The organism is Streptomyces africanus (assembly GCF_002150735.1).
Taxonomy (GTDB): Bacteria; Actinomycetota; Actinomycetes; order Streptomycetales; family Streptomycetaceae; genus Streptomyces; species Streptomyces africanus.
In genome coordinates, this window is record NZ_MUKA01000248.1 from 1 (window position 1) to 1,804 (window position 1,804).

The 1,804-nt window shown below is 74.6% G+C and carries 2 protein-coding genes; both read left to right on the top strand.

The genetic code is table 11. The features are described 5' to 3' along the window. Positions 1-142: 142 nt before the first annotated feature. Positions 143-865 (top strand): LPXTG cell wall anchor domain-containing protein, encoded by a 723-nt coding sequence (locus CCL05_RS28735; protein ID WP_086563515.1) that lies wholly within the window; start codon positions 143-145, stop codon positions 863-865. A gap of 31 nt (positions 866-896) precedes the next feature. After that, on the top strand, positions 897-1,804 hold a 908-nt coding region (locus CCL05_RS28740; RefSeq protein ID WP_086563516.1), incomplete at its 3' end, for a hypothetical protein.

The window sequence follows — 1,804 nt, forward strand, 5'->3', positions numbered from 1 at the left end:
TCCCCGTCCCCGTCCCCAGGGAACCTCCACTCCGGATCGCCACAGATCCACCCCGCACTGTGTCTTCCTTCCTCAACGCCCCGGGCGTACCTTGACGGCCCGATCTGATGCTCCGTCAGGAAACAGGAAGGGGAGCGGCTCCGTGTCGTACCGGAATCGAACCGCCGCACTCGCGTCCGCCGCGGCCCTGGCCGGCTCGGCGGTGTTGATGGCCGCCCCCATGGCCCGGGCCGAGGTCGTCGACGTCAACTACCAGTGCAAGACGCCGATCGGCGACAAGAGCGCCGTCTCGCCCATCGACATCAAGGGTGTCAAGAACGGCAGCGGCTACCGGATCACCATGTCCTGGCAGAAGGGCGTCTCCTCCAGCCCGGTCGAACTGGGCAAGGGTGCGATGACCCCGAGCGCCACCATCGCCCTGGGCGGCGCGGACGGCGGCACCCTGACGGTGACCGGCCCCGCCAACGACGCCGCGATCCCCGCCAACACGCCGATCAAGATCAACGACCTGAGCGGCACGTACACGCCGAAGAAGAGCGGCGAGGTCACCTTCACGGCCGGCGTGCTCACCATCAAGGCGCTCGGCACGACGACCACGTGCACGCCGACGAACGACCCGGGCCCGTCCCTGACCCTGGACGTCACGGCCGCGAGCGGCGGCGCCACCGGTTCCACCCAGGGCGGCGGCTCGGGTCCGGGCTCCGGCTCCGGGTCCGGCTCCGGCTCCGGTGACGAACTCCCGCAGACCGGCCCGGAGGACTCGGCCGTCGCCCTCGGCACCCTCGGCGGCACCGTTCTGCTCGCCGGCGCGGCGGGCACCCTGTGGCTGACACGACGTCACCGGACAGCGCGCGTACGCCCCTGAGCGCACGCCCGCACGACCGCTGGAGCCGCCGATGCCGCCGCTGCCGCACGTCGCCCGTGTCCCGTACCTGTCCCTGCGTCTCCTGCTGCCCCTCCTGCTGGTGCTCCTGCCGGGTCTGGCGGGTGCCGGGCCCGCCGGGGCCGCGGACCGGCCGGTCGTCGAGCTGTCCAGGGCCCAGGCAGGGACGGGCGGCTCGGTCACTGTCACCGGCAGCGGCTGGCGTCCGCGTGCCCTGCTGACGCTGCTGGTCTGCGGGCAGGCCGAGCCGTCCCGGGGCGTGGCCGGCGGCACCAACTCCTGCGCCAACGCCGACGGCCGGGCCGTCACCACCGACGCGAAGGGGCGCTTCCGCCGCGAACTGCCCGTCGTGGAACCGCCCGTGCCGTGCCCCTGCGTGGTGCACGTGGCGACGGTGACGGGGGCCGGGGCCGAGGCCGACGCGGCCCTCCGGGTCGCCGGGCACGCGGTGGAGCCGCTGCCCGCCGACCGGGCCGGCGGACGGCTGTCCCTGCTCGCGGACACCCGGCTGCGGGGCGCCGGCGGGCTGCTGACCTGGTTCGGCTCCCCGCCCGCCCGGACACTCGAGGTCACCGTCGGAAACGTCGGGACGTCCCCCGTGAAGGACCCCGTCTTCCAGGTCGGCACCTCCCACGGCGTGTTCGCCCCGCAGTGGCAGGACCAGCGCTGGCGCGGCACGATCCGGCCCGGCGGCACGGCGCGCGTCGAACTCCCCGTGGAGCTCGCGGCCGGGGCGCACGGCGACTACACCGTGTCCCTGAAGTACGGCGGCAAGGTCCTCGCGGAACAGCCCTGGGGCGTGGGCCGCCCGTGGGGCGTGACCCTGTTCTGGGTCCTCGTCTGCCTGGTCGTCCCGGCGGCGCTGTTCCGCGCAGGCCTGGCCGTCGTGGACCACGCCCGCCCCCGCCACCCCGTCCACGC